Raw genomic sequence first — 1,319 nt, forward strand, 5'->3', positions numbered from 1 at the left:
TGGTGGCGATAGCATGATGGACACACCTGTACCCATTCCGAACACAGAAGTTAAGCATCATAACGGCGACGATAGTACTTACGTGCAACAATAGCTAGCTGCCGGTTCTTCTTTTTTTTTGTTTTTGTTTACCGGATCCTTCCTGATTCGGTTTTTTTAGGTGTTTTTATATTTATTTACTTATAAAATATAGATAAAAAAATTATGAAAAATTATATAAATTTTAAAAAAACAAAGAATAAAATGTCAGTTTATAAATTTTGAAAATCCCTGAAACCGCTTGAAATGATAGCTATACTTTAGTATAATATAGAAAGCAGATAGAGATCTGAAAATTTCATTGTAGTAAGGAGATATCAAAATGGATGAACAAGAACAAGTTGTAATTAATCTTATTGTAAACAGTGGTAGTGCACGTAGCTCTGCTATCGAAGCTATTCAATATGCTAAAGCTGGAGATTTAGCTAAAGCTGATGAATCTTTACAACAAGCTAAAGAAACAGTAAATGAAGCACATCATTCTCAAACTGAATTAATTCAAGCTGAAATCAGAGGAGAAAAAGCTCCATTAAACTTATTAATGGTACATGCACAAGATCATTTAATGACTGCTTTAGTTGTAATTGATTTAGCTCAAGAATTTATTGATGTTTATAAAAAAATTGGATAATTAATTACCAAAATTAAAGATACTGTCTCTTCTAGGAGCAGTATTTTTTTGTATAGGAAATTCGGCAAATTAAATGCTACACCTAATGTAAGTTATATACCAAACATGACTTCTTTGGGTGTTTTATATTGAATACATTTTCTTGGTCGATTGTTCATCAGTGTTAAATTGTAGATTAATTCATCTTTCTCTACTTTTGATAAATCCATTCCTTTTGGATAAAATTCTTTAAGCAATCCATTTGTATTTTCATTTGTTCCTTTCTGACGGACGTTTAAAATAATCTTTTCATCTTAAATGTTCCATAGTAATTTTCATTTGCTTTCTATGAATCATTCGATAAATTGTAGAAGTCGAACATATCGAAATTTCTTCTTTCTGTTTGTAATCTGTTCAGGGGACCAGTGTAATCTTGTTTTTTCTTCAATATAGTTAAAGATATTCGTATCATGGATCGTCTTACGATGGCATTCTTTCTTGACTCATATAATTCCTGTGCTTTGATAGGATAGTATTTGTAAACTCTTCCTTTGTTAATGTCAATATAAAATTTACCAAAAGTGTTAGTTTAATTTTCACCAGTTCTGGTTGTTATGATCATCATCCTCAATCATGGATATCTTATCCTTTGTTCGATATGACCTTCCTG

1 protein-coding gene and 1 rRNA gene are annotated in these 1,319 nt (G+C 30.3%); both read left to right on the forward strand.

Annotated elements, in window-relative coordinates; all coding sequences use genetic code 11:
* Positions 1-107, forward strand: a 5S ribosomal RNA gene (gene rrf, locus B5E92_RS15215); the annotation flags it as partial.
* Positions 108-361: 254 nt separating this feature from the next.
* Complete coding sequence (locus tag B5E92_RS15220) at positions 362-670, forward strand: PTS lactose/cellobiose transporter subunit IIA (RefSeq protein WP_087303547.1); 309 nt, start codon at positions 362-364, stop codon at positions 668-670.
* The last annotated feature ends 649 nt before the right edge of the window (positions 671-1,319 follow it).

It is taken from the genome of Erysipelatoclostridium sp. An15 (assembly GCF_002160675.1).
GTDB classification, from domain to species: domain Bacteria; phylum Bacillota_I; class Bacilli_A; order Erysipelotrichales; family Coprobacillaceae; genus Thomasclavelia; species Thomasclavelia merdavium.